This is a genomic window from Paenibacillus zanthoxyli JH29, assembly GCF_000520715.1.
Taxonomy (GTDB): Bacteria; Bacillota; Bacilli; order Paenibacillales; family Paenibacillaceae; genus Paenibacillus_AQ; species Paenibacillus_AQ zanthoxyli.
The window spans coordinates 19,925-42,092 of sequence record NZ_ASSD01000514.1 but is presented as its reverse complement, the minus strand read 5'-3'; the positions used below and the strand labels follow the sequence as shown (position 1 = coordinate 42,092).

Below are 22,168 nucleotides of genomic sequence, written 5' to 3'. Positions count from 1 at the left end.
GGCGGAGGCTAACGAAGAACGTTAGTTTAATAAAAAACAACCGGCTACACCATTCGAGGAGGGAATTGCTGCAACCCTCCGCGAAATTCAGCGTTCAAAATAAAAGCAATACAAATCAAGTAGGGCTACTCCTCAGAAATGTATGGGATGCAGCCCCGCCGTTAAATAGAAAGACGTGTTATTGTTTGTTTTCCGCCCTGAAGGGCCTGCAAAAGGCGCGAATGTCATCGGCCATCCGCTCAGGCTCTTCCATCGCTGTGAAATGGCCAACGGAAGGTATTTCCGTCCAGCGAGTCACATTCAGATTGCGGATGATCCATGACTTGGGCGGAAGCGCGATATCTGCAGGGAAAATGGCGATGCCGGCAGGGACCTCTATTCGTCCTAGCGGCGGCAGCGTATGGGAATTCTCATAATAGATGCGCGTGGACGATCCAATCGTGTTCGTCACCCAATAGATCATAATCGCAGTCAGCAGATCATCCTCGCTAAATTTCTGTAGAAGGTTACCCTTACAGTCGCTCCATGCGCGAAATTTCTCGAGAATCCAGCCGGCCAAGCCTGCAGGAGAATCCGAAAGTCCATAAGCAAGCGTCTGAGGCTTCGTCGACTGAAGCGACATATAGCCTCCCTCCTGCGCAATCCATCTGGAAGCACTGATTTTATACTGCCGTTCTTCTTCCGTAAGCGCATCCTCATTATGAGCAGACAGGAGATCTCTAATAATGCCAACATCCGTTAAATGGATGCCGTATAGAAGCTCTGGATGATTGGCAGCCAGATAGCGGGTAACCCCCGAGCCAACATCCCCGCCTGCAGCGACAAAGCGGCTGTAGCCTAATACGGATGTCATGAGCTTTGCCCACATTTCGGAGACGGTCAAATTGTTGAAGCCAGGCTGGGTTGGACGGCCGGAGAAGCCAAAGCCCGGAAGCGAAGGGACAATGACATCAAATGCATCCTCCGGACGACCGCCGTGACTCGCCGGATCCGTCAGCAGTGGAATGATTTTGTGATAACGAAGATAACTATCCGGCCATCCATGGGTAAGAATAATAGGGATAGGGTTAGGCCCTTTGCCGCGCTCATGGACGAAATGCACGTCAATGCCGTCAATCGTGCAGCGATACTGGGACAAGCGGTTCAACTCGGCTTCCTGCGCGCGCCAATCGTACTGATCTCTCCAATAGGAGACAAGTGATTGCAATTCATATAAATCTGTTCCTCGCTCCCAGCCTGAGCCTTCTAATTGATCAGGCCAGCGGACGCGATGGAGCCGTTCTTTCAGATCGTCAAGAATATTATCGGAGATATGAATGCGGAAGAGTTCAATTGTCATGAGGCAAGCCCCCTTTTTAGCTGGTTCACAACGATATTATATCCCTAGGGCGTGTATGTTACACTGGTATACGTGCAGCAATTAACTATACTATTTGATAGGTGATGATGATGCCGCAATGGGATCGGCACAAGAAGCGTCTCGTGAATATCGAATTTGTTGCAGTGGAGGAGCTTAATCTTCTACCCTATCCCGAACGGTCTACACTGGTGTTTATTACATCCGGCAGCTTGAAGGGGATGTTGAACCAGCGGCCCATAACCATTAGCGCTCCTGGCATCCTTTGTCTGACCGAGGACGATCAGATGCAGGTGATGGAAAAGAATGATGTATCCGCCCAGTCCTTTAGCTTTCATACCGAGTTTCTGAACACGATCAGGCTGACCGAAACAGAGGCGCATTTTCCTGCAGCACCCAGAATACAAACGGGTCTATCGCTGTTTGAGCACGGATGTACGCATCATGGCGTGCCTCGCATAACCGAAAAAGCGTATCCGTTATTATTTGAATGGTTCTTTATTATGGGCACTGAGGTGCAGGCGCAAAGCGACGACCTCTGGGTATGCCGGATTAAAAAGTACCTCATTCAAATTATGGGGCTGCTGGAGGAGCTGAATCAGAGGCGGTACTGGATTATATTCACACGAACTACGCGAGAAAAATTTCGCTGGGGGATTTGACGGACTGTGCCCATTTGAACCGTATGACGCTGAATAAGCGGTTTCAGGATAGGTGCGGGAAGACAGCGATTGGTTATTTACAATCGCATCGCTTGAAGGTTGCAAGCGAGCTGCTGACACATACGGATATGAGTCTGAGTGACATTGCGCAGGCGACTGGATTTGAGTATGACACCTATTTGATCAAGCAGTTTAACGCCAAAAAAGGAATGTCCCCGACCATGTATCGGAGGTCATCCCGTCAATTCGCTATCATTCAATAAATCTGGCACGATCGGAATTTGTGCTATACTTGCGAAGAAGAGGGGGTGCTTTACTGATGGAGAATCTCTTGAGATTGTCTGTGACTTTCACAACTCATGCAAAGCCTATTATTGGAAAAGCGTTACTTTGCATGGGGTGAAACATGATTAACGCTGCATAGGCTTTTCTAATATTTTGGCTTTGCACCTTATTTTTCAACTTAAAAATAAGGAGTGGAGCGCAAGTGAAATATACGAATGCCAAACACATCTTGCCTGAAAAGCTGATTACAGAAATCCAGCAATATATTCAAGGAGAGACCCTTTACATTCCCAAGCAGGAAAAGGCATCTCGCAAGTGGGGCAGCATTAGCGGCGGAAGACAGTGGATTGATCGCCGTAATGCCGCCATTAGGCAGGCTTTTCGCAATAATAGTAGCATTGGACAGCTTGCTGAGGAGTATTTTCTCTCTGCTGATACCATTAAGCGGATTGTATATACCAAGCAAAAGTAAAAGCAGGAGCACTGGTGAAGATTTTCATCAGTGCTTTTTATTTTGCCTATGTCAACATTGATTCTTAGTTATTGTTTTCATATGATCAGGCGCTTGCGCAGCCTTAGAATAGGGATAGGGAACGGGTGATGAAACCTGTTTCTAAGGAACACTACGCCCATAATGGTCAGGTGATAAATAGGAAGGCGAGGAAGCAGCAGTGAGTGAACAAAAGAGCAGAAGCAGACATCTGGTTGACCCGGAAATTTCGAGCGCACTTGATTTATTTCCTACGAGCGATCTTACCGCCGCATCGCTGATGGTATCGCGTGAAAACCAAGCCAAGATGCTGCCGCAAATTGATGTAACGCCAATGTTTCCTGTTTCATTTGAAGAAATATCGGTGCCAAGCTACTTTGGCGGTCCAGATATACGCATCGAAATCATTAAGCCCCTTCAGCCCAAGCATGACAAAATGCCACTATACTACTCAATTCACGGCGGTGGCATGGTTATGGGCAGTCCAGTCGTTGACCGGACCGGCAATGCAGCGCTCGCTGCACAGCACGGCTTTTGCTGCGTAGCGGTCTATTACCGCCTTGCTCCCGAGCATGTTCAGCCAAGTCAATTGCAGGATTGCTATTCGGGCCTCAAGTGGTGCGTGGAGCACGCAGACACTTTGGGGATCGATGTGCAGAAGGTCGCTATTGGGGGAAGCAGTGCCGGCGCTGGCCTGGCAGCGGGGCTGGCTCTATATATTCGTGACCAGAAGGAATTTGACATTCATCATCTAAGGCTGCGCAGCCCGATGCTCGATGATCGCACAAGTGTATCGCCAGAGCATCCCTGTGCAGGCGAATTTGTCTGGACCAAGGGCAGCAACCATTTCGGCTGGAAGTCCGTACTAGGGCATGAACCCGGGCAGGCAGAGGAAAGCGAGTATTACGTCCCTGCGCGCGCCAAATCGCTGGCTGGCCTTCCGCCTACCTATATCAGTATCGGCAGCATTGATTTGTTTATTGACGAAGCCTTGTTATTTGCGAAGCAGTTGGTATTTGACGGTGTCCTGGTTGAGCTGCATGTCTATCCCGGATATCATCATTTATCCCCGATGTTTCCGAATGCCCATTATTCTCAGGAAGGCGCAAGATCAAGTGAACATGCCTTGCTGAAGGCATTAGGGCTGCTTTGATTTAAATTTTCGTGCCTTGCCACACTTTGGATTGTACCTGGATTTCGCCGCCGTGCGCTTCCACGATGGTTTTGGAGACCCTCAGCATTAAGGGAATTCTTGAATGAAAGCAGCCATTGGCTGGCCTTCGGGGATTCGAACGCGATGGAGGGTTAAAAATCCCTGATTTTTTACGGCGAACCCAGGCTTTGTCGTTACGGCAAATTCAAATCCAGCACGCTTAACCACCTGTAATACTTTCTGATTGAATTTACCAGAAGGATAAGCAAAAGCGATTATTGGATGCCCCAATCTCTTCTCCATCTTCTGTTTAGCTCCCCAAACTTCGTCCACAAGTTGTAATGGGGTGTTTTTTGTCAATTCTGCGTGATGCCGGGTATGCGCACCAATTTCAACGTATCTGGATTGTTCCATTTCTTTTATCTGCTCCCAATTCAAGTGATTAGGGTAACCGATAAAATCACTGGTGGCAAATATCGTTGCTCTCATTTGAAGCTTTTTTAAAATTGGATAAACGATCGTAAAATTATCCAAATAACCATCGTCAAACGTAATCAAAATCGGCTTATCCGGGATCATTTCTCCCGTTTTCCAATTGATTAAATCTTTGAAAGTCATAGTATGATATCCGGCATTCTTCAAATGTTCCATTTGTTTATGAAATAGCTTCGGGGGAACAAAAAGCGTACTGGATGGATTGTTGCCAATCGAATGATACATCAAGATGGGAATTGAATCTATGTTGACTTGAGAGATCATTTGAATGGGCTTACTTTTGGATGGAGATTGTTTTTCCTCAATTCGTGATTGGGGAAGAGGATCCGCTTTTCGTTCGCATCCGGTAATTAAAATAATGAGGATCATAAAAATGATGCTCATAGTGTGCGGTTTAAACACGATACTCAACCTCCCGTGTAGTATCATGTTCATTTTAGAACAAAATAAACTGGGAATTTTATTTAATGTTATCCCAGCATATTTCATCTTTAAGTTCTCAACTTTCTTTAATTATTACAGGAACACATATTTCGCAAAAATGATGGTTAATCATATCACCAGTGTATCTTTCTATAATCGGTTTATGGTCCATTTGATATCCGCTGTTTTGTAAGGCTGGAATAATTTCAGTCCATGCTTTTTGAACATCCTCCGTTGTATGTTTGACTTTGAAAACAACATATTTTCCCCCAATAAGTTCGCCTTCGCAAACGGAATCATCGATTGGATAATCCTTTGAAATGACGATACATGCATCATATCTACAGTGTTCAGGAAGTGTTGTTTCAGAGTTATCCTGTGGAATTCCGAGTATTATTGCCGATTCAGTAAGCAGATTTTTCTCCCTCGCCCATTTTTTTAACTTTTCCATGGTTTGAGTATTAGCAGGACCATAGGGACCAACTTGCCGTACATAGGCGATGCGATGGTTTGGAAGAGTTTCGACTTTAATATGCATTGTTTTTTCTCCCTTTCCTATTCATATTCAATACATTTGGAATACTATCATGATATAAAAATAAATTCATTCATTTTTTTAAATTATTTCCAGGAGGCGATAGTTCGATGGAGTTGTTAATTAAAATTGGGTGTACTAATAAATTTTCGTTGAACGTTCTTCGCTAATTTTTTAAAAAAGTTGACATAGTCCACTAAATGGATTAAATTATTTGTTGACATAGTCCATAAAAATCGGGGAGGCTGCAATGAACCTAGATGAAAATATCATAGCTGATATCCGGCAATTTAACCGGTTTTATACGAATATACTCGGCTTATTGGATAAGCACGTATTGAATACCGGATATTCTTTTACAGAGGCGCGGGTAATTTTAGAGATTGGTTTCCTGGAACAGTGTATCGCCAACCATTTAGTCGAAAAATTGGATATTGATCGCAGCTACATGAGCAGAATCATTGCCAAGCTCAGTAACGATAGCCTGATTATTAAGGAAAACTCGGCCTTGGACAGCAGAACGAGTCTGATTCGATTGACACCCAAAGGGACCGCTCTTTTTAACCAGCTGAATGAAAAATCTGATGAACAAATCGTGAGATTGCTGCAAGGTTTATCACAAAAAGAAATTAAAGACTTACATACTTCGATGTTGACGATTCAGAAGAAATTAGAAAAGGCGGAGGGAATTGAATGATACGTTTTGAAAACGATTATACGGAAGGCGCCCATGAGCGTATTTTGAATCGGATCGTGGAAACCAATGAAGAGCAGACACCCGGGTATGGTACGGACGAACATTGTGAACAAGCCAGAGCCTATATCAGAAAAGCATGCGGTGCAGAGAATGCGGATGTACACTTTTTAGTTGGAGGAACGCAGACGAATACTACGATTATCGCTTCCATCTTGCGTCCGCATCAAGGCGCGGTTGCTGCGATTACGGGGCATATTGCGGTTCATGAATCGGGAGCGATTGAAGCTACTGGCCATAAAGTGCTGACTTTGCCGAGCGATGATGGAAAAATTCAAGCCAAGCAGGTAAGAGAATTATATGATGCCCACTGGAATGATGTCACTCATGAGCATATGGTGCAACCTGGCTTGGTTTACATATCCCACCCTACTGAGAACGGAACGACTTACAGTAAATCCGAATTGGAAGAATTAATCGAAGTCTGCCGGGAATGCGGGTTGCCATTGTTTATGGATGGCGCGAGGTTAGGCTATGGTTTGGTTTCAAAAGACAGTGATTTATCCTTAGCGGATATTGCAAGGCTTTGTGATGTGTTCTATATCGGGGGGGACTAAGATCGGAGCATTGTTTGGGGAAGCAGCAGTCATCATAAATGATAACCTGAAAAAAGATTTTCGGTATTTGATCAAGCAGAAGGGAGGATTACTGGCTAAGGGGAGATTACTTGGAATCCAATTTGAATTATGATGTTATTAACGGAGGCATACATCGCTATAGTCTCGACTTCGGGCAGGATTTCATTGATTTTAACAGCAAATGGATTTCAGGCGGTCCGCACTTAGGGCAAAAGGGTCGGCATTGACTAAAAAATACGATTTACTCTAGGATACACTCGTCTCGCTTCCCGCAAATCCTGTTCAATTTGCTCCATCGTTTCGACATGAAAAGGAACATCGCTATACATGGTGCAGAAGCTGCACTCATTATGGCTGCATCCTCAGTCACTTGCAGTAATAATGAGTTCGCTTCAAAAGGCGGACGGTTTCATTTTCACTTCTCCTTTGTACATAGCATTTATTTCTATAAGTTTACAGCGGCAAAAATATTTAAGGTAGTACGCACTTTAAAGTACGTATCTTAAAGAAACCGGAGTCCGTTCGCCATCGCCTGAAGATGATCTTGATCCGCCCAGAGGATAAAGTACGGATATGTGCTGCCGTTAATCACTACAGGCTGCGGATATACGGCGATGAGTGCGGATTGCCGCCGAAACTCCGGCGCTTGATCCGGGGAAGGGAAGATAAAGCAGGCTTCCTGATTCTGCACTCGCCCCGGAACGATCCGCGGCGAAGTGCCGTATGGCATTAGCGGATGATACGCTTCGGAACGGCACAGTTCTTGAAACGGCAGATCGCTGGCCAGGGCGGAGATTTGGAAGAAACCGTCTGCGCCCTCGTACCGGGTCTCGCTGACCGCCCGCCACGCGGCGGGGTAGGGGAAGCTGACCCGGTACGCTGTACTGCGGAACTGGACGTAGCCTTCCGCCGGAATGGCTCCATGCGACCATTGTATGGAGGTAATGGCGCCTGTCCCGGAAATAACGCGGATCGGTGCGGGATGACGGATGTCGACGATCCAAATCTCACTTGCAAGCCCCGTTCCCCGGCAGCCGGACAAATAGGCAATGGATTCGCTGTCAGGGGACCAAGTGACGGGAGACGCGAAGCAATCGGAGACGGCCAGGATTTGTTGGCCCCCGCCTTGCGGACGTTCTGTCCGGATGGTCGAGAAGTAGCCTTTGCGTTCGGCGAAATCGGTTGCGCTGTACGCGATGATGGCGCTGCCCGGAGCCCAGGCCGGGTAATAATTTTTCGCTAATGGCCCGCCAGTGAGCTCGGTCACGTTCCCTGTGTTGATGTCAACGACATAGATGATGGAGATGCTTACGCCGGGAGAGGTGAAAAGGGCATAGAAGCCGTTCGGGGAGAGCTTTACATCGTTCTTAGGACTGAACGTATCGTGCGTAATTTGGCGCTGACCGGTTCCGTCGACACGAATCTCATAGAGCTGATCGTTCCCTGTGGTGTCCTGAGCCGCGAATAAAAGTTTATCGCTGGAGGGAAACCACTGCACATGCTTGGCGCCGGAAACGGGCAGCGTTCTGGCGAAAAAGGTTGCCAGCTCATAGAGAATGATCCGGCCTTGCTTCGTGTAGCCGATCTGCGTACTGTCCGGGGACCAAGTGAGAGTGGTATAGGGCTCGATTTGATCGATCTGCGTCAAGGTGCCTTGCAGCACGTCCAGGACGAAGAGAACTCCTTGCTTTCCGATAAAAGCAATCCGGCGATTATCCGGCGACCAATACGGCACGGAATGGGTATCGGCCTGCTGTTTCCCAACCGCTGTCGATTGGCCGCTCATTGGATCATATAGCCAGACATCGTATGCGCCGCCAAGGTTTGAAACATAGGCAAGCCGGCCGATTCCGCCCGGAGGAGCATATGGGATGATAAGGCGCATGCCAATGTTGATCAAGTCGGAAGGCAGCCTGTTCGCTTGGCGGATCAGCTCCGGTCTTCGGACGCCGCTAGTCGTGACGTTGTATCTGCCGGCAAGTCCATATAATGTATCTCCGGGCTGCACCACATAGTAAGGGATGCCCGGCGGAATTATCAGTATTTGATCAATATAGATTGTGTATGGCGGACTCAGCCGATTGGTTTCTATAATAACAGCCATAGGGACGCCGTACATTTGGGCAAGGAAGTAGACGGAGTCCCCGGATCTAACCTGAACGGTTGTCACACCGGCCGGAACCGAGAGCTGCTGACCGGGGTAGATCGTATAGGGAGACGAGAGATTGTTCGCTGCGATGAGCGCAGGGACAGGAACTTCCCACCTCTTGGCGATAGCCGACACGGAATCGCCGGGTCGCACGGTATAGAACGTCTGCACGAGGCTGACCTCCTCCTTAAAACCTTTTGTAACAAGTGTATTCGGCAGATGAACTATGCAGAAGAACGGAAGGGGTATAATAAATCGGCTGAAGCAGACAATAAAGGGGCAGTCCGTGGGTTATATAATAAGTAGATAGCTAAACATCCTAATGAAAAATGGAGATACGATGACAAAAACAATCATTGAAACAGGATGGAACTTCGACAACAGTTATGCCCGTCTGCCGGAATCATTTTTTACCAGACAAGATCCAACCCCTGTGCGCTCGCCGCAGCTGGTCATTCTTAATGATCCGTTGGCAGCCTCCCTGGGATTAAACGTCCAAGCGCTGCAAAGCCATGATGGCGCAGCGGTGTTTGCCGGGAACGAGATTCCCGAAGGTGCTGAGCCTCTTGCTCAAGCCTACGCAGGGCATCAGTTCGGGCATTTTACCATGTTAGGGGACGGCCGGGCTCTGCTGCTTGGCGAACAGATCACTCCCGGCGGTGAGCGGGTGGATATTCAGCTTAAGGGTTCGGGCAGAACGCGATACTCCCGCCGGGGCGATGGCCGGGCGACGCTTGGGCCGATGCTGCGCGAATACATCATCAGCGAAGCGATGCATGCGCTGGGCATTCCGACCACCCGGAGCCTGGCCGTGGTGACGACCGGGGAGTCCATCGTGCGCGAAACCCTGCTTCCCGGTGCAATCCTGACCCGCGTGGCCGCCAGTCATTTACGCGTCGGTACTTTTCAATACGCTTCAAAATGGGGCTCTCCCGAGGACCTCAAGGCCCTGGCCGATTACACGCTGCAAAGACATTTCCCGGAAGCGGACGCGGATGAGAACCGTTATCTGGGCCTGCTTCGGGAAGTGATCAAGCGTCAGGCCGCACTGATTGCCAAATGGCAGCTCGTTGGCTTTATCCACGGGGTGATGAACACCGACAACATGGCCCTTAGCGGAGAAACCATTGATTATGGTCCGTGTGCCTTCATGGATACGTATGATCCGGGAACGGTATTCAGTTCCATTGACCTTCATGGCCGCTATGCCTATGGCAATCAGCCGCATATTGCCGCGTGGAATCTCGCGAGATTTGCCGAAACTCTTTTGCCGCTTCTGCATGCTGATGAGAAGGATGCGGTCAAACTGGCCGAGGATGCAATTTCAGATTTTTCCGAATTGTATCAACGGAATTGGCTCGCCGGAATGAGGGCAAAGCTGGGGATTGTTAACGAAGAGCCGGAGGATGAATCCCTGGTTGAAGACCTTCTTCATATGATGCAAAAGAATCGTGCAGACTACACCAATACCTTCCGCGCATTAACTTTTGATAAGCTGGAGGATACGGTCTTGTACGGCACTCCAGAATTTGCGCAGTGGCATGGGCGGTGGCAGGCGAGACTGAGCAGACAGCAGGAACCCAAAGCCTCCTCGCAGCAGCTGATGCGAAGCAGCAATCCAGCGCTAATCCCGCGCAATCACCGGGTGGAAGAGGCGTTGGAGGCTGCGGTGCAAGGAGATTATAGCGTGATGGAGCGGCTGCTTGATGTTCTTGCGAGACCCTTCGCGCATTTCCCCGAACAGGCTGATTACTCGGCGCCGCCTGCACCGACCGCCTGTCCTTACCGAACCTTTTGCGGCACCTGATACCGAGGTATTAGACCAACGAATAAGAAAACTTTATAATCATATTACAGAAGAGGGCGGGCATATTGGCCCTTTTTTCTTTGGTCTTTTTTACAATGGAGGATGATACGCTTTGGATATTAAGGTGATTCAAAAAGAGCAAGTCTGGCAGCTGCGGCATGAGGTCATGTGGCCGGAAATGGATCTCGATTATGCAAACCGAACACACCTTTACTAAAGGCGGTAAAGATTATATTGTGATGGAACGGAATTTGTGAAATTGCTTGATGGTTTGTTGGAAAATGTTATCGTGGCCGATTACTTATGAGGAATCCAAGGAAAATGGCAGGCTGGTGTCCGTCACGGTATTCAAATAATGGAAAAGGCCGCTTTCCCGTCATTCGACGTGAGAGCAGCCTTGCTGCTATTTAACTTTCATTTTTAGGAATACCATTTAAACTTGGGACATAATCAGCAGCTTTATGGTTTCTAAGTGTCTGAGGTTCTTCGGTGAAATGATCGTTATTCTGTTGATTGTGTTTCTTATCCGCACGATTATCTGCGCGGTCGTATTTGGGATCGGCGCTATTTTTAGGCATGACATTCACCTCCATCTTCTTGCACATAGTATGAGGAGGGGGCTTGCATTTTATTCCAGAGGTCCGGAACTATCGGCGCTCTTTAACATAACGTTTCTTTTCTTGCATCACTATATAGAGTTATTCCATGACATCTGAAAGGAGAATGTTGTAAAAAGGTTCCGTTGATATAATAAATGAAAGCAGCCTGGCGCCGGAGCGGACAGGCAATAAATAATGTGAAATCGAGGTGAGCGGGATGGCGGCTGGAGCACCTGTCAAACTTACCCAAACGGCTCAACACGAAGGTAGGCCCCAAATCAGACCCCGGGAGCGATTGGTTTATTTGGATCTGATTAAAGTGGTTGCCATTTATTTGGTTTGTTTTTATCATTTCAACGATCTTCCTACCGATGTTCTGACCAACCCTTCTTTTTTCACGTATTTAAATTATGCTGTAAAAGGCATTGCCAGTGCCGGGGTTCCGCTGTTCTTTATGGTAAACGGGGCGCTGATGCTGAACAAGAGCTATAATCTCCGCAAGCATGTATACAAAATCATTATGATCTGCATTCTGACGGTGGTTTGGGGCATTCTTACCCTGGCTATCCTAATTCCGATCAACGGCGACAGCTATACGCCGGTTCAGTTTGCCAAAGCCTTGATCGAATGGAAGATGTTTAGAATAAACCATCTATGGTTTCTGCAGACGCTGGTCTGTCTGTATATCCTGTTTCCCTTGATTAAAGAAGTCTACGATAAAAAAGATAAAGGGCCGCTGTACTTTTTCTTCGGTGCGGCTTTTCTGCTCACTTTCGGGAACGTCTTTCTCAGCAATCTCGCCAATACGGCGGAATGGGTAATGAAGGTCAATTATTTGGAGAAGAATTATAACTTTTTCAATAACTTCAATGTATTCAACGGATTTTATGCTTTTTCGATCGTATACTTCATCTTAGGCGGTTGGCTGATGGCCCAGCTGCAAAAGAACCGTTTCCGCAGGCCCAGCAGTCCGGTGCTGACGGGGATTATATTGACCGCGCTGATTGCGCTGTTTGGATACGGGATAATCATGAGTCAGTCGAACGGGGAAGTATTCGATACGGTTTTTGACGGGTACGATACCCTAATGACCCTTATCGTTACCGCAGGTCTTTTTATCCTGTCCTCCCGCTACAAACAGGGCAAATCTCCCCGGCTGCCTAAGGGAATGGAGATCATCGGCTCGAATACGCTGGGGATTTATTTCATTCATGTCATAGTCGGCTGGTTTACGCTTCCTTACTATAAACTGCTGCCCTTTAGTACGAATTTGCTTGCCAATCTGATCTATGGAGCCGCCGTGCTGATTCTTTCCCTTGGGATAGTGCTGCTGCTGAAAAAGATTCCTGTCGTGAAGCTGTTGTTCCGGCTATAATGAGAAAAGGATCTTGAACGAACAAACGGCAGAGGCAAATCCAATGCTCTATAATGGACGGTTTGGCAAGCTGTCAGGGATCAGAAAATACAAACAGCAAGCTTCCGGTGATCCGGAGGCTTGCTGTTTTTGTGCGGGGCTTAAAGCCCGTTGAGTACCGGAGACCTCCCGTTAGACGGACGGTGCTGAGGGTCTTCAACTCGGACTTCTACTACAGACCTAACTTCTGTCCCTTTTCCAGACGCTGTATCTGCTGTTCCCCGGTGTCCGCCAGCTCTCTGAACTGATTGATGGTGTCACGCATTTTGGGAAGGGCCTCCTGCTTGTAAGTGCTGATCGAATCCAGAGCGGACAGCACGTCCGTGAAAGCCTGTTTTAACGTGTCTACTGAAATACTCGTTTCTAGTGACTGCTTATGAATCGCCGCACCTTGATCTTTCAGCATTTTTGAAGTGCCGCTTATTAGATCGTTGGTGGTTTGGTTAAGAAGCTCAATCTTTTTCAAGACGATCCGTTGATTGTAAAGCGCGCTGGCCACGGTGACGGAGATTTTCAGGGCGGAGATTGTCACGTTTCGGGCTCTGTCCACCCCGCGGATTAGCTCTTTGTTATTTCGGATGACGACTTCGATCGCCATGATCCCCTGCTGATTAACTACCTGCATTTGCTGTAAATCCATCACGCGCTGACGCAGCGGAAACAGCACCTCTTCGGTAATGAACCGGATTTTATCCTCCGACTCATTGCGTGATTTTGCCGCTTCAATCTGAGACTCAATTTCTTCATCCATCAGCATGCCAAGCTGGATTTCCTTTTGCAGCTTTTTGGTAAGCTCCCGCAGCGCCTGCTGTTCAAACTCCAAAGTCGTGTTATCATTTTTTAATACAGCCTTGCCTTTATCCAAAGAAGTAATAATGTCCGAAATGACCGCATCCGCCTTCTGATACTTGGCAAAGTAGCTGCGCAGCGGGTTAAACAACTTTCCCAGGAGACCGCTCTTGGCAAAATCCACTACACTCGGGTCCAAATCCTTCAACTGAAGCTGCAGCTCGGTTAACCCCTTGGCAACTTGGCCGCCTTCATCGCCCGTTCTGGACAGGTTCCCTACAGACACCTGCAAAAGAGCATTTTTCTCCGACGAAGACCGCATCGTATTCATCCCGAATTGATCGATCGATTGCAGGATCTCTTTCCGCTTCTCTAATGAATCGACATCCAGCTCCAGGATCGTGGAGACATTGTTTACCGCCAGCTCCTTAAGCTGGGCTACTTCCTCAGGCACCGGTTTAACCTGCTCTTCAATAGCCGACTTAATCTTCTCCGGATTAACGACTTCCATTGTAAATGCCATGGCAATCCCTCCCTAAAAAATAATCACATTTGAACGTTGAGCAAATTACCGATCTTGTACACAACATCATCTGTATCTGCGTTGATGCTGGCCGCCTCATTGATACCTGAAATGCTTTGCAGCGCTTTGATATTCGCATTATAGCCAATCGTGTATACCGGAATTTTATAGGTTTCAATTAGCCCTCTGATATCATCGAGCGAATGCCCTTCATTCGTTTCCCCGTCGCTTAAGACAAAGATTACAGGTTTAACATCAGGGTTAACCTTCAGCTCATCCTGAAGCATTTTCATGGCCACCACAATACCGTCAAAAGTAGCTGTGCCGCCGCCGGCCTGAAGGTTGTTGACCGCTCCGACAAACATCGATTGCTGATTCGTGTCGTACTTCCCAATCGGAAGCTGGATTGAGACTTCACTGGAGTACGAAACTAAACCAATGCTGTTGTCTCTGCCGAGGTATTTTTGACCTTTTAACAACGACTCTTTTAACCGATTGAGAGGTTCGCCGTCCATACTTCCTGACACATCGGCCACAAATACCGCCGCGATCGCCTTATTCCCGTTCTTCTTCTCCTTCCACAGCTTCTGCGCGGAGGATAGGAGGGTGCCGTCAACCGCTTTAAGCTCGGATTGGTAATCCGGAAGACCATTGAATCCTTTGTCCGCAGCTAATTTCTGATACTTATCCTGCCTTGCGAACTCCGCAAACTTCTTAATAATGTCCAGCTTATCTTGCGGCAAATTGCCCAAAGCGTACAGCGGACTGTCATGCCTTACCCCAAAAGGAGTGAACACATACCCGCTCTTCAGATCCGGCGCATTGACATACGTTTGGTACTCCAGGACAAAAGCGTCAAGCATTCCCGACTTAGCCGCATCACGCATTTGCAAAGTTGTGGACGCGGTAAAAGGGACATTAGCTTGGAACCGCTCGAACCCTTGAACTGCTTTTTCCCCAAGTAAATCCGTGCTGTCAAACGCCTGAAGGGCGGTCACCAGAAAGTTGAGGCCGGTGGAACTGGCGAACGGATCGGTGTATCCCATAGCCAGCTCGTTATCCGCTATAGCGTCTGTAACCGTCTTGATGTTCAAGGAGCCGTACTTGCCCACCAGCTCATCATACTTTTTCTTAGTTGTGACAATACCGGCCACATTGCCGGCAAGACGCTTCGATATAAGCTGAGTTTGGATGCCTTGCGCTTTGACCATTTCTCCCCACAGCTCATTGGAAGGAGTGAAGGCGTCCGGCATATATTTGCCCGATTTTATGTAATCTGCGGCTGTTCCCGAAGCAATATTGCGGATTTTAACAGAAACGGGCTTCCCATTTATGACAATGTTGGACTTGTTGAAATCTGTTGCTACTTCATTCAACCACCCGTCTACGCCGGTTCCTGACTTCTCCGTAGAAGAGAAAATCTCTGCGAAGCTGTCCGTTGTATTGGCTACGGATATAGGGAACTTGGAGATATCGGGCAATGAATCGCCGACAGACGCAGGATCAAGGTCGATCTGACCCTTTATCGGTTCAGCGGAAGTTACAGAAATGCCTTTGTACAATTTATCCAGCTGCTTGGCTGCATCTTCCGTGGTTACCTGTGCCTGGCTTTTACCTAAATTGGAAGTTAAGTTGATCCCAAAATACACAAGAACAAAAACGGCCACCGCAATAACCCCTAATACCACAAAAGCTTTCCCCCTTCTAGCCATGCTCATCTCCCTTTCATTGCTTATAGAACTTCGTCTGCTTGATCAATGCATCCATTTCCTGCATGCACGGCATATCCTCCACATTTTGATAATCTGTGCTGTCCAATTGAGAGATCTCCAGCAGCAGCTTGTCTAGCTTCAGCAGAATTTCTTCATTTGCGCCAAGGTACCCCGTTATGGAGGTTAAGTACTCATTGTGTAAAGCTGTTTTTTCTTGAACCAGTTTATTGGGCAACTGCGTGGGTTTCTGCTCGCTGGTGAAAGCGGAGACCTCAGAAGCATCGAATACGCTAAGCCTATTCAGGATTCCCTTGATATTCAGGTAAAAAAGTTGTTCTACCGCATCAATGACTGAATGGAACTTCTTGTAGCTTAGCTCCGCTTGATCAAATCTTTGGCTAAGGACATCTGACAAGGTGTATTTCTTCTTTTCTATCCGATCCAACTGATCCAGGGCGAGAGCGATATCCTTCTTTAACCCCTTTGCATTTCTGTAATGATTAAGCGCGGCTATATAATCCTCATGTGTTTTCATGTTTTTTACAGGCGCCAGAACAGGAGGTTTAAACAGTAAAGCATAACTCCCATACAGCAGCAGAAGGAAACTAATAACCAGCAAGGTTACGCCCGAAGCCGTCTCAAGGGCATTTTCACCTCCGATTTCCACTCCTAATAACCCCGGTGACAAAATTACAATATCCAAGACTATAACTCCAGCAATAAGCCCTAGCAGCTTCACGAATCTTGAGCTGTTCACAAGACGCACCTCCTTTATATATGATAACTTATCTCCAATATTTAGGGCTATGATTTCATTTAAAGGTATAACATTGAATACGTCCGTGACTACAGATAGATGCATAATTTTAACTTTTGGGAAAAAGCAAACAGCAAGCCTCCAATCAAACGGAGGCTTGCTGTTTTGCTTCTATAATATATTCGCAATCCATGAGGCGGTTTACACTCCATCTACGGACAAACTGGCGATCTTGGTCAAGCGGGATTCATCGACGGTTACTCCCAGTCCGAAGCCTTCGGGAACGGATACGGCTCCGTTCGATACTGTGAGTGCGCCGGCGGGATCGTCTTCGGGACGGACCCGCTGGAACCCCCACACTTCAAAGTGGCTGGCGCGCGAAGCCGCCGCGATTTGCAGCAGCGCGGCGGTAGCCAGCCGACCCTCGTCCATCTGCCCCAGCATATACGGGAGGCCGAAGGATTCGGCGACCGCCATCATCCGCAGCAGATTGGATACCGATCCCGCCTTTACAAGCTTCAAATGAACAATATCGGCTGCGCCGTCGGCGGCAATCCGTGCTACATCCGCGCAGGTCCGGCAGCTCTCATCGGCTACAACGGCGGCCCGTGTCTGCTGCCGGACCTGTTTCAGACCGGAGAAATCATCAGCGGGTACGGGCTGCTCCACCCATTCCACGCCGAGCGCTTCAAGTTCCCTCAAGCGAATGGACGCTTGCTTGGGCGTCCATCCCTGATTGGCATCGACACACAGAAGAACTTCTGCGCCAAGCCCGAGCGAATCAATAACGGCTCTGGCCCGCTGCACCCGTTCAAGATCAGTGGCCCGGTCCGGGCCGACTCTCACCTTAATGGTCCGAAAGCCGTTCTGTAAATACCGGGCCGCTTCCTCCTCGGCTTCATCCGGTGTGCCGAAGGCGATCGTGGCATCGCTTGGGATGGAATCCCGCATCCGTCCCCCCAGCAGCTCGGCGACAGACACTTTCAACTCCTTGCCCATGAGATCAAGCAGGGCAATATCCACCGCGGCGCGGGCCGCGCTGTTTCCGTTAATCAGCCTGTCGAGCTGGGCATTGATCCTATTTCTGTTCATCACAGGCTTTCCGAGCAGTGCGGGGCCCAGTGTATGCGTAAGAACGGCCGCCACTCGTTCGGGCGTATCGCCGGTAACGTATTCGCAGTTTCCGCGAACCTCGCTCCAGCCGGTGACGCCGGAATCTGCCGTAATGCGCAGATAGATTTCTTTTAGATGCGTGACGGTCCCGGACGAAGAATGAGTGAATGGGGGAGAGAGCGGGAGGTCACATCGGAACACATCAATTTGTGAAATAAGCATACCTACACCTCGTTTTTCAGTCGGCAGTAAGAAAATGATGTTATGAAATCTAACGTAATTTGAAGATTTTGATGCGGAATTAGATAGAAAATTGATATTTGATCAAATATCACAGTAATTATAGTCACATAAAATATTATTTTGCAACTGGAACTTCGACAAAATATCTATATTTTCGACTTAATGTCAGATATTTCGGCCTAATGACAGGAATATTTACAATTTGAGATATTTTTATTGACAGTTTGTCGAATCGCCCCTTACAATGTGACCTATATCACAGGTAATCAATGATCGTTGATATTTGATCAAATATCCGATCTTGGAATTTTAGAAAGGAGATGCTGAATGATTGAGTAGAATCCCAACCTTTGTTACCGCGTCGGAGCATGTGTACTCCGTTCTCAAGCAGTGGGTGTTATCCGGCGAATTGGCTCCTGGCGAGAAAATCGACCAAGACGCTGTCGCCGCCCGTCTCGGGGTAAGCAAAATGCCCGTCCGCAGCGCGCTGGACAAGCTGGCAGCCCAGGATCTGGTGCTGCTGCATTCACACAGGGGCGTAACGGTCACCCCATTGTCAGCGGAGCATCTCGAAGATATTTATCTGGTCCGCTGTAATCTGGAAGGCTTGGCCGTACAGCTTGCGACAGAGCAGTTAAAGCCGGACGACGTCGCCGTTCTTAACGGCATGATTCAGAAGCAGGAGGAACTGGCCAATCACCACATCCTCGACACCGAAGCCATTCTGGCCGCCAACCGCGAGTTTCATATGTTCATTTACAGTCTTGCACAGCGTCCTGTGCTGCTGTCGATCATTGAACGGTTATGGGAGCAGAGCGAACGATACCGCCGCATTCTTTTAATCCAGCCTGGAATGGTTGATGGTTCCCTTAACGAGCATCGCCGGCTGGTGGAGCTCATGACCCTCCAGAAGGCGGAGGAAGCCAGCCGTTATCTAGTCGAACATAATCGGAAGACCCAGCAAGTTGTACTGAGTGTAATGCAAAACAACCAGAACTGATGAGGAGAGATGAACGTGATGATGAAGAACACCAAGATGTTTGTTTGTGCGATGCTGGTATTGGTAGTTGCTGTATTGAGCGCATGCGGAACAAACAATGCAAACGGAGGGCAATCCTCTGCACCGGCCGAAAGCAGTAAGCCGGAAGAGACGGCAGCTGCAGCTCCATCTTTTTTAGTTGAAAAAGGGTTCCTGACCTACGGTACGGCTGCTACGTTTCCTCCTTTCGAATACATGGTGAACAACGAATTCACCGGCTTCGATATTGAGCTGGGACAAGCGATTGCGAAGGAAATGGGCGTAGAGGTAAAGATCCAGTCCATGAACTTTGACGGTCTGATTCCGGCGCTGCAGGGCAAACGGATCGACATCATCAATTCCGCCATGTATATCAAGCCCGAGCGGGAAGAACAAGTAGATTTCATCCCTTATATGGGCCTGGCCGATTCGATCGTCGTGAAGAGCGGCAATCCGAAGGGCGTTAAAAGCATGGATGATCTGTCCAATCTCACAGTCGCCGTCACACGCGGAGCTGTCGAGGAAATCAACGTTCGCGAAGAGAACGAAAAGCTGAAGCAAGCGGGCAAGCCGGAAATTAAAATTTTGGCGCTCCCGACGGCCAATGACGCTGTTCTTGCAACCGAGCAGGGCCGTGCCGACGCATTCCTTCACTCTTCTCCAGGAGCCGCTTATCTGCAAGAGGAGAAACCGGGCGTATTCGAAATCGCCGGCTCGTTCGGTGCGGATACGAAGATCGGAATCGCTGTTCGCAAGGGCGACACGGAAACCAAGACCGCAATCGAAGCGGCGCTGAAGAAAGTCGTTGAGAACGGAACCTATAAGCAATTGATGGAGAAGTACCATCTGCCGGCTGAAATGAGCTATTTCAAGTAATATCCGTCACCTAAGATAATCATAGCCGTCAGATTCGCGTGAACGAATTTTTTTCACCGAATCTGACGGAAGCTGTAAAAAGGAGGTTTAAGAATGGGATTTTTGGAAGGCGTTTGGGCGTATCTCGGTTCCCGTGCTTTTCTGGATGGAGCCGTGAACACGATGAAGCTTACGCTGGTATCGCAGATTGTCGCCGTCCTTCTTGGGTTCATCATTGCGCTTGCCAAAATGTCAAAGTGGAAGCTTCTGCGGGGTTTGGCGGCTTCGTATATATGGATTTTTCGCGGGATTCCGGTGCTTGTGCAGCTGATCTTTGTGTACACGGCGCTGCCCCAGTTCGGGATCAGGCTGACTGGGTTCCAGTCGGCATTCGTCGCGCTCGCGCTTAATGAAGCGGCCTACATGGCCGAAATCGTTCGTTCCGGCCTCGCATCGGTCGGCAAAGGCCAGCATCGGGCGGCTAACGCCCTCGGAATGAACAGCTGGCAGCGGATGAGATACGTCGTGCTTCCCCAGGCGTTTCGCGTCATCGTCCCGCCGACGGCCAACCAGTTCATCGGCATGCTGAAGACCTCGGCGATGGCCTCAGTCGTAGGCTATACCGATCTGCTGCTGACCGCTCAGCAGACCGCCAGCGCCAACTTTGATTACGTGGACACCCTGATCGCGGCCGTCATCTATTACCTTGCTTTTACGGCGTTGTTCACGCTTGTACAGTCTTACCTGGAGCGGCGGATGGATATTACCCGTTCGCGGACCCGCAAGCCCCTGCTGTCCTCGCTGGTTAACCGCGGGAAGTCAATCCTATAGCTTGAAAAACGGAAAGGAGGCTGAACATTGTGCTGCAAGTTAAACAGGTGTCCAAGCAATACCATAGCGAGCCGATCTTGAAGGAGGTCTCCCTCGATATCCATGAGGGTGAGCGAGTGGTTATTATCGGACCTTCCGGCTCCGGCAAGTCTACGCTGCTGAGATGCATGGCGGGGCTTGAGTCCATTGAAGGGGGACAGATCCTGTACAACGGGCAGGACGTTAACGGATCGCGGCATGCGCGGGCGGAGATCGGTATGGTGTTTCAATCATTCGATCTGTTCCAGCACCTGAACGCGATCCAGAATATTATGCTGGCTCCGAAAGTGGTGCGCAGGGAAAAAGAGCAGGAGGTCCGGGCGCGCGCGGTTCAATTGCTGGAACGGGTACGTCTGAAAGACCGGGCGGAGCACTACCCGGAGCAGCTCTCCGGAGGGCAGCAGCAGCGCATCGCCATTGCGAGGGCGCTGGCCATGAATCCGAAGCTGATGCTGTTCGACGAGCCGACCTCGGCGCTTGATCCCGAGATGACGGCGGAGGTCCTGGACGTGATCTCGGATCTCGCCAGAGACGGGATGACCGTCGTCATCGTTACGCATGAAATGGAATTCGCCCGCCGGGTAGGCGACCGCATCATCTTTATGGATCAGGGAAAGGTTGTCGAAGACCTGCCTTCATCGAAGATGGAGGAAGCTGGCAAGCATCCCCGCCTGGCGCAGTTCCTTAACCAGATTACGCAGTACTGACGGGACAAAGGCTGTGCAGCAGTAGTTTGAACTAAGGAATTCACGCTAAAAGGGGGAAGACGCTTGGCAACCGTTAAACTGGCGCTGGTGCAGTTCGAAAGCGCGCTGATGGATGTTGCCGCGAATGTCCGGAAAGGTCTGGAGTTCGTTGAACAGGCCTCGCGGCAGGGCGCCGATCTGATCGTGTTCCCGGAGCTGTTCGTCACCGGGTACGATACCGACGTCATCGGCGGCCGTTATCATGAGCTGGCCGAGGATACCGGCGGTTCAACCGTTCGGGCATTCAGGGAAGCCGCACGGGCGCATAACATTAACATCGTGCTTGGGATGGCCCTGAAGCTGGACGAAGGCGGGATCGCCAATGGTGCCGTTATTATTGACCGAAGCGGAGCCGTCGCGGGAACGTACAGCAAAGTTCATCTCTGGGAGGACGAGCGAAAATATTTTGAGCCCGGAGACGTCTGTTCACCGTATGAGCTCGACTTCGGCAAGCTCGGCGTCCTCATTTGTTACGATGCGGGGTTCCCGGAGGCGGCGCGAACCCTTGCCCTGCAAGGGGTGAAGCTGATCGTGACTCCATCCGCTTTTTCAATCGAAGACAAGCACAGATGGGATATTTATTTTCCGGCAAGAGCGCTTGAAAATACCTGCTTTGTGGCAGGCATTAACGGCGTGGGCGGCGGTCTGCGGCTGTTCGGCAACAATAAGCTGGCGAATCCGAAGGGCGAGCTCATCGTCAGCGGCCATTTGAATGAAGAAAACATGCAGGTGCTGGAGATCGATCTGGATGAAGCGGACGAATGCTCCAAGCTCACACCCTATTTAAGAGATTTAAGAATGGATACTTACGGCTATCAGGCTTGAAAACGACGAGTTCAGG

Annotated in this window: 21 protein-coding genes and 1 pseudogene; 13 read left to right on the top strand and 9 right to left on the bottom strand. The window is 49.1% G+C overall.

Going from position 1 to position 22,168, the window contains the following annotated elements:
* Positions 1 to 178: 178 nt before the first annotated feature.
* Positions 179 to 1,339, bottom strand: a complete 1,161-nt coding sequence (locus L691_RS0119825; protein ID WP_025692102.1) for an epoxide hydrolase family protein — start codon at positions 1,337 to 1,339, stop codon at positions 179 to 181.
* Positions 1,340 to 1,482: 143 nt separating this feature from the next.
* Between L691_RS0119825 and L691_RS33700 the strand changes: the two genes are divergently transcribed.
* The 4 genes from L691_RS33700 to L691_RS0119810 all read left to right on the top strand — a co-directional run bounded on the left by L691_RS33700 (position 1,483) and on the right by L691_RS0119810 (position 3,947).
* Positions 1,483 to 2,019: a hypothetical protein gene (locus tag L691_RS33700; protein WP_232229229.1), complete on the top strand. Its 537-nt coding sequence runs from the start codon at positions 1,483 to 1,485 to the stop codon at positions 2,017 to 2,019.
* Entirely contained in the window at positions 2,016 to 2,282 is a 267-nt protein-coding gene (locus L691_RS33695) for a helix-turn-helix domain-containing protein (protein WP_232229228.1), read from the top strand. Before L691_RS33700 ends, L691_RS33695 begins: the two co-directional genes overlap by 4 nt.
* A 224-nt stretch (positions 2,283 to 2,506) precedes the next feature.
* Positions 2,507 to 2,776, top strand: a complete 270-nt coding sequence (locus L691_RS0119815) for a CD3324 family protein (protein WP_025692101.1) — start codon at positions 2,507 to 2,509, stop codon at positions 2,774 to 2,776.
* 199 nt (positions 2,777 to 2,975) lie between these two features.
* A complete protein-coding gene (locus L691_RS0119810) occupies positions 2,976 to 3,947 on the top strand; it encodes an alpha/beta hydrolase fold domain-containing protein (protein ID WP_025692100.1) in 972 nt (323 codons plus the stop codon).
* An 87-nt stretch (positions 3,948 to 4,034) separates the two neighbouring features.
* Here L691_RS0119810 and L691_RS29520 read toward each other — a convergent pair whose 3' ends face one another.
* Positions 4,035 to 4,844 (bottom strand): polysaccharide deacetylase family protein, encoded by an 810-nt coding sequence (locus tag L691_RS29520; protein ID WP_025692099.1) that lies wholly within the window; start codon positions 4,842 to 4,844, stop codon positions 4,035 to 4,037.
* Between the two features lie 97 nt (positions 4,845 to 4,941).
* A complete protein-coding gene (locus L691_RS0119795) occupies positions 4,942 to 5,403 on the bottom strand; it encodes an AraC family transcriptional regulator (protein WP_025692098.1) in 462 nt (153 codons plus the stop codon).
* Positions 5,404 to 5,650: 247 nt separating this feature from the next.
* Here L691_RS0119795 and L691_RS0119790 point away from each other — a divergent pair, with 247 nt between their 5' ends.
* Positions 5,651 to 6,097, top strand: a complete 447-nt coding sequence (locus L691_RS0119790) for a MarR family winged helix-turn-helix transcriptional regulator (RefSeq protein WP_025692097.1) — start codon at positions 5,651 to 5,653, stop codon at positions 6,095 to 6,097.
* Positions 6,094 to 6,838, top strand: a pseudogene (locus tag L691_RS29515) (threonine aldolase family protein); the annotation flags it as partial. The gene L691_RS0119790 and the pseudogene L691_RS29515, both read left to right, overlap by 4 nt.
* 396 nt (positions 6,839 to 7,234) lie before the next feature.
* On the opposite strand, the gene L691_RS0119780 reads toward L691_RS29515, so the two are convergent.
* A complete protein-coding gene (locus tag L691_RS0119780; RefSeq protein WP_025692096.1) occupies positions 7,235 to 9,052 on the bottom strand; it encodes a LysM peptidoglycan-binding domain-containing protein in 1,818 nt (605 codons plus the stop codon).
* 169 nt (positions 9,053 to 9,221) lie between these two features.
* On the opposite strand from L691_RS0119780, the gene L691_RS0119775 reads away from it, so the two are divergent.
* Complete coding sequence (locus L691_RS0119775; RefSeq protein WP_025692095.1) at positions 9,222 to 10,688, top strand: protein adenylyltransferase SelO; 1,467 nt, start codon at positions 9,222 to 9,224, stop codon at positions 10,686 to 10,688.
* A 407-nt stretch (positions 10,689 to 11,095) separates the two neighbouring features.
* On the opposite strand, the gene L691_RS33000 is transcribed toward L691_RS0119775, so the two are convergent.
* Positions 11,096 to 11,266 carry a hypothetical protein gene (locus L691_RS33000; RefSeq protein WP_198023074.1) on the bottom strand — a complete coding sequence of 57 codons (171 nt, stop codon included), beginning with the start codon at positions 11,264 to 11,266 and terminating at the stop codon, positions 11,096 to 11,098.
* Positions 11,267 to 11,591: 325 nt separating this feature from the next.
* Here L691_RS33000 and L691_RS0119760 point away from each other — a divergent pair, with 325 nt between their 5' ends.
* Entirely contained in the window at positions 11,592 to 12,662 is a 1,071-nt protein-coding gene (locus tag L691_RS0119760) for an acyltransferase (RefSeq protein WP_051459410.1), read from the top strand.
* A 211-nt stretch (positions 12,663 to 12,873) separates the two neighbouring features.
* Here the strand turns inward: L691_RS0119760 and L691_RS0119755 are convergent, their stop codons facing one another.
* The 4 genes from L691_RS0119755 to L691_RS0119740 all read right to left on the bottom strand — a co-directional run bounded on the left by L691_RS0119755 (position 12,874) and on the right by L691_RS0119740 (position 17,817).
* A complete protein-coding gene (locus tag L691_RS0119755) occupies positions 12,874 to 14,013 on the bottom strand; it encodes a toxic anion resistance protein (RefSeq protein ID WP_025692093.1) in 1,140 nt (379 codons plus the stop codon).
* A 23-nt stretch (positions 14,014 to 14,036) separates the two neighbouring features.
* A complete protein-coding gene (locus L691_RS0119750; protein WP_025692092.1) occupies positions 14,037 to 15,725 on the bottom strand; it encodes a vWA domain-containing protein in 1,689 nt (562 codons plus the stop codon).
* Between the two features lie 13 nt (positions 15,726 to 15,738).
* Positions 15,739 to 16,482, bottom strand: coding sequence for a hypothetical protein (locus tag L691_RS0119745; RefSeq protein ID WP_025692091.1), 744 nt, complete (start codon positions 16,480 to 16,482; stop codon positions 15,739 to 15,741).
* Between the two features lie 201 nt (positions 16,483 to 16,683).
* Positions 16,684 to 17,817, bottom strand: a complete 1,134-nt coding sequence (locus L691_RS0119740) for a mandelate racemase/muconate lactonizing enzyme family protein (protein ID WP_025692090.1) — start codon at positions 17,815 to 17,817, stop codon at positions 16,684 to 16,686.
* A 352-nt stretch (positions 17,818 to 18,169) separates the two neighbouring features.
* Between L691_RS0119740 and L691_RS29510 the strand changes: the two genes are divergently transcribed.
* The 5 genes from L691_RS29510 to L691_RS0119715 all read left to right on the top strand — a co-directional run bounded on the left by L691_RS29510 (position 18,170) and on the right by L691_RS0119715 (position 22,152).
* Positions 18,170 to 18,838, top strand: coding sequence for a GntR family transcriptional regulator (locus L691_RS29510; protein WP_025692089.1), 669 nt, complete (start codon positions 18,170 to 18,172; stop codon positions 18,836 to 18,838).
* Between the two features lie 18 nt (positions 18,839 to 18,856).
* A complete protein-coding gene (locus L691_RS0119730; protein ID WP_025692088.1) occupies positions 18,857 to 19,732 on the top strand; it encodes an ABC transporter substrate-binding protein in 876 nt (291 codons plus the stop codon).
* A gap of 93 nt (positions 19,733 to 19,825) precedes the next feature.
* Positions 19,826 to 20,542 carry an amino acid ABC transporter permease gene (locus L691_RS0119725; RefSeq protein ID WP_025692087.1) on the top strand — a complete coding sequence of 239 codons (717 nt, stop codon included), beginning with the start codon at positions 19,826 to 19,828 and terminating at the stop codon, positions 20,540 to 20,542.
* A 29-nt stretch (positions 20,543 to 20,571) separates the two neighbouring features.
* A complete protein-coding gene (locus tag L691_RS0119720; RefSeq protein ID WP_025692086.1) occupies positions 20,572 to 21,288 on the top strand; it encodes an amino acid ABC transporter ATP-binding protein in 717 nt (238 codons plus the stop codon).
* Between the two features lie 63 nt (positions 21,289 to 21,351).
* A complete protein-coding gene (locus tag L691_RS0119715) occupies positions 21,352 to 22,152 on the top strand; it encodes a nitrilase-related carbon-nitrogen hydrolase (protein WP_025692085.1) in 801 nt (266 codons plus the stop codon).
* Positions 22,153 to 22,168: the final 16 nt, after the last annotated feature.

Bases quoted from the DNA above. Each gene is read 5' to 3' on its own strand.
- L691_RS0119825 (WP_025692102.1), bottom strand. From the start codon at position 1,339: ATGACAATTGAACTCTTCCGCATTCATATCTCCGATAATATTCTTGAC.
- L691_RS0119795 (WP_025692098.1), bottom strand. From the start codon at position 5,403: ATGCATATTAAAGTCGAAACTCTTCCAAACCATCGCATCGCCTATGTA.
- L691_RS0119790 (WP_025692097.1), top strand. From the start codon at position 5,651: ATGAACCTAGATGAAAATATCATAGCTGATATCCGGCAATTTAACCGG.
- L691_RS0119775 (WP_025692095.1), top strand. From the start codon at position 9,222: ATGACAAAAACAATCATTGAAACAGGATGGAACTTCGACAACAGTTAT.
- L691_RS33000 (WP_198023074.1), bottom strand. From the start codon at position 11,266: ATGCCTAAAAATAGCGCCGATCCCAAATACGACCGCGCAGATAATCGT.
- L691_RS0119755 (WP_025692093.1), bottom strand. From the start codon at position 14,013: ATGGCATTTACAATGGAAGTCGTTAATCCGGAGAAGATTAAGTCGGCT.
- L691_RS0119750 (WP_025692092.1), bottom strand. From the start codon at position 15,725: ATGGCTAGAAGGGGGAAAGCTTTTGTGGTATTAGGGGTTATTGCGGTG.
- L691_RS0119740 (WP_025692090.1), bottom strand. From the start codon at position 17,817: ATGCTTATTTCACAAATTGATGTGTTCCGATGTGACCTCCCGCTCTCT.
- L691_RS0119730 (WP_025692088.1), top strand. From the start codon at position 18,857: ATGATGAAGAACACCAAGATGTTTGTTTGTGCGATGCTGGTATTGGTA.
- L691_RS0119725 (WP_025692087.1), top strand. From the start codon at position 19,826: ATGGGATTTTTGGAAGGCGTTTGGGCGTATCTCGGTTCCCGTGCTTTT.